This window comes from Streptococcus sp. IsoGale022 (assembly GCF_031142805.1).
GTDB lineage: Bacteria > Bacillota > Bacilli > Lactobacillales > Streptococcaceae > Streptococcus > Streptococcus sanguinis_A.
Window position 1 is genome coordinate 89049 of the sequence record NZ_JAKZJI010000009.1, and the last position, 7379, is coordinate 96427.

At 49.4% G+C, this 7379-nt stretch carries 3 protein-coding genes; all 3 read right to left on the reverse strand.

Annotation, left to right across the window (positions count from 1 at the left end):
* Positions 1–7 precede the first annotated feature (7 nt).
* Complete coding sequence (locus tag RG608_RS06345) at positions 8–1012, reverse strand: sugar transferase (protein ID WP_308946720.1); 1005 nt, start codon at positions 1010–1012, stop codon at positions 8–10.
* Between the two features lie 16 nt (positions 1013–1028).
* Positions 1029–4253, reverse strand: a complete 3225-nt coding sequence (locus tag RG608_RS06350; protein WP_308946721.1) for an SP_1767 family glycosyltransferase — start codon at positions 4251–4253, stop codon at positions 1029–1031.
* Between the two features lie 345 nt (positions 4254–4598).
* On the reverse strand, positions 4599–7379 hold a 2781-nt coding region (locus tag RG608_RS06355; RefSeq protein ID WP_308946722.1), incomplete at its 5' end, for an LPXTG cell wall anchor domain-containing protein.

Sequence of the window (7379 nt, forward strand, 5' to 3'; positions counted from 1 at the left end):
AAAGCATTTATGATAAAACTTCCATGACCGCATCTACTAAGACTTTCTTGCTAAAATAACCTTCCTTGAGCAGGAAAGAGAACTTTCTAACCCGCTCGACCATAGCCTGATACTCCTCGACAGTCAGATGTTCAACAATCCGACTGGCCTCTTCCAGACTGTCTACGACAAAGCCCAGACCGCGCTCGCGGATCAGCTCTGCATTGGACAGGTAAGAAGGGACGATGACCGGAATCCCAGCTGCCAGATAGGTGGCAGACTTATGAGAGATATTGAGACCATAGTATTCTGGCTCGTCTGCTGGATTTTCCTCAACACCCCAGACCAGACCCAGCCCCCCCTTGGACAGCTCCAAGAGCAACTCTGCCCGACTGACCCAGCCGCGATAGCTGACATTGGCCTCTGGATTTGACTCTTCCTCAGGCGAAAAAATCTCCAGCGGCGTTGCATAAGACCAATTAATCAGATGCGGAAAACGCTCCACACTTCCTGCGAAATACAGCTTAGGCGCAAACTGAGGCTGGTGCAGGGGCAGATCATAGGGATGATCCCACATGCTCTGGACCAAAATCTTGTCCACAGTCAGCCCTTCTGCCAGAAGCTTGTCGCGCATCTGCTCAGAAGGCACGATGACCGCATCTGACTGATTGTACATATCGATATACTCCGGCATCAGATAGTAGTTGGACGGAAACATCAGCGGCGGAACATCATGGATAAAGGTAATCAGCTTGGCCTGCAAAATCTTGAGCTTGCTGATAAAGACCTGGTCAAACTCCCGACCGTTCCAAGTCGGCGACTGATGGATAACCACATCGCCATAGCCCACACTAGCCATGATACCATCCAGACGGGTACTCAGCTCCGACTGGCTGTCGCTGTAAATATCGTAAAAGTAAAAACTCAGTTCATTAAAGCCCAGCTGCTTGGCTAGCTTGGTCACATCATTCTGGGCAATCAAGGCCGTACTCTGGCCAGACATACCGTATAGATTGGTAATATTAACTTTCATATTCTTTTTCTAATCTTCATTCCTGAGCCAGATTGGCAACAATCTGACTGTCATAAGCTTGGTCATCTCTAAACTCAATATCCTGATCAAAGTTGTGCTCAGCTGTATGCTTGTGCGACAGCTTGACCTTGTGGAGCGCTCCCATCTGGAACCACTCATACTCCGAGTCAATATGCCCAATATCCAGCGCCCGATAACCTTCCTGGACCAGATCATAGACCAAGACCTTAGCCGTTGGACCCAGCATGGTCAAAATCAGACGATTGTCCGCATGCTCACGAACGGCTTGCTTGATAGCCTCCAGCTTGTTGTAGGCGTTGCGCGAAGGACAGATAATCCGCTTGATGGACCTAGCCCCGTCAAAGAGGTCATTGCCTACACCAGAGCGAGAAGTCAAGCCCTCTACTATCAAGAGGTCCTTGTCTTGCCATAGCTGCTTGAGCTTGGCAAAATAGCCCGCAGACGGTGTCTTATCTTCCAAGTCGATATAAGGACGGGAAATAAAGGTCGATCCATACCAAGGCGCTCGGCAAATATTTTTATATTTCTCAAGAAAATGTGGCAAGTGATTTAGACTCCAGAAATTCTGGGCATCGATGGAATAGCGCTCTAGCCCTGTAAAGACATCGGGCAGACAGATCATCAAATGCTCATCGCTTTCCATAGACATCATCTCTCTCAAGCGCGCTGACAGTTCTGGATCAAAGTCCTGATAGACGATACTACGGCCCGCAACCAAATCCAGCTCCCCATCTCCAAAACGAACCACTGAGGCACCTTTCTCCAAGAGATAATCCAGTGATTGGTCGATAGAGAGGACAGAAATCTGCCGCTCTTCAGGCTCGGCTAAGCCCAGCTTCTCAATAGCCTGCACCATGACTTCAGGATTATCGGTTGGAAAGACTTCCTGCCCCTGCTGGCCATGGACTGTGCTGTCAAAGGCAAAGACTGGCTTACCAGCAGACTTAAAGCGAGCAATAATGTCCCCTACCTCATCACCAGCATTGATATCCAGCAGCAGCTGAGACTTGGCTTCCAGCGACTCCAAGAGAGCCGGAATGCCCGCTATGTCTGAACTGACGCTGACATTAGGATACTGGAGCAGACGCGTGATTGGCTCTGCTACAACTACCGGTGCAGCGATGTAGAAATGACAGGCAGGCAGGGCTTGAATCAGATAGTTGATATGCAGCAGGTCACAAGAGTAGGTGTAGACTAGGCAGGACAGACTTGAGCCCTCTTCACCTACCACCATCTTTTGAGTCAGGGCTCCGACTGGCTCCTCCATATCCAACCAATCCAGTCCCTGATAAAACCACCATACCTCACGATAGATGGACTGGGTGTACTCTTTCCAAGGCTTGCGCTCGGTCAGATAGTGAATCACAGGCGGATAGAGTCCTTTTTCTGGCTCATAGTCGGAAAAGGTCGTGTGCAGCGTAATGCAGTTATAAGCAAAGGGTAGCTCCAGCCAGCGATTCTCAAAGAGCATGTTGAGAATGCTTTGGTCACCAGACGGTACCTTGTCATGCCATTCATTAGTCAGTTCAATCAAACGTTGGCGAATATTCTCTCGCTTCCAAAGGGCATTATTGATGAGTAAGAACCCAGCATTAAAGATATGCTGATGAAAATACACTTGCCCACCCAGATCCTTGACCGCAGCAAGTGGTGCATCTCCAAGTTCTGTTTCAAATAGGGAGCTTAAATCCCGCGTGACAACGATATCGCAATCCAAATACAAAGCCTTGTCTTCCTCGACAAAATCCGCTACAAAATAGCGCAGGAAAACTGTATAACTAATATCCGTTTTAAAATTTGATACCAGCGAAGCAGACACCCGAGCATTGACAATCTGGCAGTCCAGCTTGGCCAGTCTCTTTTGCATGCTGACAAACCACTCTGTCGGAAAGTCACTGTTGATGACATAAAACTTGATAAAGCGATTGTGGCAGACGATGGACTTAATGGTGGTTAAGACCTGCTCACTATAGGCAGCATTAGCCGCCAGCACCACAGCGCGAAAGGCTTGCGGCTTCTCTTTTTTCATCAGACTGCGCAGCTTTTCCACCATCTCCTGTGGATTTTCATGCGGATAGACCAGCTCTTCGTTTTCATTTTTCTTAGTATTGTCAAAAGCCAAAACTGGCTTGTCCAGCGTCTTGAAACGACTGCTCAACTGATAGTGCTCGCTTCCATGGTGAATATCCAAATAGATCTGGCACTTATCAATGAGCTCATCCAGAACTGCATGAATAACCTGCGGATAAAGATGGATATTCTCATACTGATTCAAAGATTGCAGATAAGCTCCCATCTCTGTGTAGCAGGCGATGTGAAAATGAACCCTAGGCAGGGACTGGGCTAAAAACTCAATCTGCTCTAGCTCTTGCACATCTGTCAGGAGCATGCAGTTGAGAGCGGCCTTCTCCCAACGGTCCGGCATCTCAAACTCTCCCCGATGATAGGCTAAAATCTCCTCCAAACTCAAGGCCTGAAAGTCCCACCAAAGCTGGCGGTACCGATAGCTAACATCTGAGTTCCAAGGCTTGCGAAAGGTGGTATAGTGGATAATCAGAGGTTCCTGATCCAGCTCAAAATGACCATTCCAGCCGCTATAAAAGGCCACCAAGTCATGGCCTACCTGCAGATTGTAAATCTTATCCAAAGGCAGCCAATCCTGAGCTAACACATGATTTAAAACCGTCTGATCGCCGTTGAAATCCTCCATCTGGCCAGACTGGATCAAGCCCATGATGCGGTCCGTTTCCTTGATAAAGGTCTCCTGCAGCTGCTTTTCTTTCCAGGATTGATTATCAATTAGCAGAACGCCAGCATTAAAGCCGTAACCTCCAGCATCTCCAACCGCAGCCACAAGCTTGCCCTCTAGAGAAATATCAAATAAAGGCTGCAAATCTCTATTAACTACTAGATCACTATCCAGATAAAGGACACGTTCCTCGACAACAAACTGCGGAATGAAATAGCGAGCATAGGTAGCTGAGCTGATATGGTCCTGCGTCAGCCACTCTGAACTGATAGTCACTTGGTCCAAGCTCACATTGACTAATTCACTATCCAGCTGCTCGGCCAGATCATTAAAATCACGAAACCACTCGTCACTCAACCCCTGATTGAAAACATAGATTTTGACATTTTTATTATAATATAAAATCGACTTAATCGTTGTAGAGACTTGCTCCTGATAAGCCTGATCCCCAACTAAAACTATCGTTTTCATTTCTTCCCTTACTCTTTCATTTCATAAACTCTTAAACATCAATTCTATACTTGCTATTATATAAAATATTGTCCAAAAAATCTATATTCTCAGGGACTTTCCTTCAGAATATAGAAGACTTTTTTCAGTAAAATTGTCAAAAAAACAGGAAGTTGTCAAAACTTCCTGTTTCTATTGCCTATCCGTTTATTTTTATCAGTCATTAGCATGGGATTTTTACAAGCAAGCGCTAGAAATCATGACATGATTTCCTTAATAACTTGCTTTATCTACCACTTCCTAGAGTTCACTCACCGAGCAAACTGTTGACAGACTGAAAGATAAACTGATTGGCTTTATTTACTGCTACTCTTCAGAGTCGCTTTTCTTTTTACGTCTCTTGAAGGCCAAGCCCAATGCTCCTAAGCCCAGAGCTAGGATGGAAGCCTTGCTCTCCGTTTCCCCTGTCTGAGGCAGACGACCTCTGGAAATCATATCCAGTTCAGACTGTCTTGCTGAAGCAGACAGACTTTCAGATGTGCTCTGACTAGCTGACAGGCTCGTAGACAGACTTTCTGATACAGACTGACTGACACGGGCAAGCTCGCTGAGACTGACTGCTGCTGACAGTGACTCACTTGTAGAAAGGCTGAGTGAGTAGAACTCCTTCTCATGAACCAGATCCAGCTGACTATGCAAGACTGATGTGCTAGTGCTCAGTGAGGTCGACTCGCTGATTGACTGAGAGTCACTCATCGATGCACTTTCTGAACCAGACAGACTAGCTGAAGTACTTGCTGATTCTGAGGCACTTACAGAAGCAGATCTACTTGCCATCGCTAAGGCAGACGCCTGAACTGAAGTCGATTCGCTGATTGATGCAGATGTACTTGCGGATACTGACGAGCTAGTCGACGCGGATTCGCTCGCAGATACAGAGGCACTAGCGGACGCGGATGTGCTTGCAGACACTGACGCGCTCGTGGACGCTGAGGTACTTGCAGATACAAATGCACTAGTCGACGCTGACGTGCTTGCTGAAACTGATGCACTCGTTGAGGCGGACGTACTTGCGGACACAGATGCACTAGTGGAAGCTGATGTACTTGCAGATACAGATGCACTTGTGGACGCAGACGTACTTGCAGATACGGATGCACTAGTTGAAGCCGACGTACTTGCTGACACTGACGCACTAGTTGAAGCCGACGTACTTGCACTTACGGATGCGCTCGTGAACGCAAACTCACTTGCACTTACTGACGCGCTAGTCGACGCGGACGTGCTTGCGGACACTGACGCGCTAGTCGACGCTGATGTACTTGCACTTACTGACGCACTCGTTGAGGCAGATGTGCTGGCACTCACTGATGCACTCGTCGACGCTGATTCGCTTGCACTTACTGACGCACTCGTTGAGGCCGATGTACTTGCTGAGACGGATGCGCTCGTCGAAGCTGATTCACTTGCACTTACGGATGCACTGGTTGATGCGGACGTGCTGGCACTTACTGATGCGCTGGTTGAAGCTGAGATACTTGCACTTACTGAGGCGCTAGTTGAGGCCGATGTACTTGCGGATACTGACGCACTCGTCGACGCTGACTCACTTGCAGAGACAGATGCACTCGTTGAGGCAGACGTACTTGCTGATACTGATGCACTCATCGACGCTGATTCACTTGCGGAGACAGACGCACTCGTCGAAGCTGATTCACTTGCACTTACGGATGCACTGGTTGATGCGGACGTGCTGGCACTTACTGAGGCGCTAGTTGAGGCCGATGTACTTGCGGATACTGACGCACTCGTCGACGCTGACTCACTTGCAGAGACAGATGCACTCGTTGAGGCAGACGTACTTGCGGATACAGATGCACTCGTCGACGCTGACGTGCTGGCACTTACAGACGCGCTCGTTGAAGCTGACGTGCTGGCACTTACCGATGCACTCGTCGACGCTGATTCACTTGCACTTACGGATGCACTCGTTGATGCGGACGTACTTGCGGATACAGATGCACTCGTTGACGCTGACGTGCTGGCACTTACAGACGCGCTCGTTGAAGCTGACGTGCTGGCACTTACGGATGCGCTGGTTGAAGCTGAGATACTTGCACTTACTGAGGCGCTAGTTGAGGCCGATGTACTTGCGGATAGTGACGCACTCGTCGACGCTGACGTGCTGGCACTTACAGACGCGCTCGTTGAAGCTGACGTGCTGGCACTTACCGATGCACTCGTCGACGCTGACTCACTTGCAGAGACAGATGCACTCGTTGAGGCAGACGTACTTGCGGATACAGATGCACTCGTCGAAGCTGATTCACTTGCACTTACGGATGCACTGGTTGAGGCGGACGTGCTGGCACTTACTGAGGCGCTCGTTGAAGCTGACGTGCTGGCACTTACCGATGCACTCGTCGACGCTGATTCACTTGCACTTACGGATGCACTGGTTGAGGCGGACGTACTTGCGGATACAGATGCACTCGTTGAGGCAGACGTACTTGCGGATACAGATGCACTCGTTGACGCTGACGTGCTGGCACTTACTGAGGCGCTGGTTGAAGCTGAGATACTTGCACTTACTGAGGCGCTAGTTGAGGCCGATGTACTTGCGGATACTGACGCACTCGTCGACGCTGACGTGCTGGCACTTACAGACGCGCTCGTTGAAGCTGACGTGCTGGCACTTACCGATGCACTCGTTGACGCTGACGTGCTGGCACTTACGGATGCACTCGTTGAGGCGGATGTACTTGCACTTACTGAGGCGCTAGTTGAGGCGGATGTACTTGCACTTGTAGATGCACTCGTTGACGCTGACGTGCTGGCACTTACAGACGCGCTCGTTGAAGCTGACGTGCTGGCACTTACCGATGCACTTGTGGACGCTGACGTACTTGCGGATACAGATGCACTCGTTGAGGCAGACGTACTTGCGGATACAGATGCACTCGTTGACGCTGACGTGCTGGCACTTACGGATGCACTCGTTGAGGCGGACGTGCTGGCACTTACTGAGGCGCTGGTTGAAGCTGAGATACTTGCACTTACTGAGGCGCTAGTTGAGGCCGATGTACTTGCGGATACTGACGCACTCGTCGACGCTGACTCACTTGCAGAGACAGATGCACTGGTTGA

Excerpts from the sequence above, each read along its gene's own strand:
- RG608_RS06345 (WP_308946720.1), bottom strand. The coding sequence starts at position 1,012 with ATGAAAGTTAATATTACCAATCTATACGGTATGTCTGGCCAGAGTACG.
- RG608_RS06350 (WP_308946721.1), bottom strand. The coding sequence starts at position 4,253 with ATGAAAACGATAGTTTTAGTTGGGGATCAGGCTTATCAGGAGCAAGTC.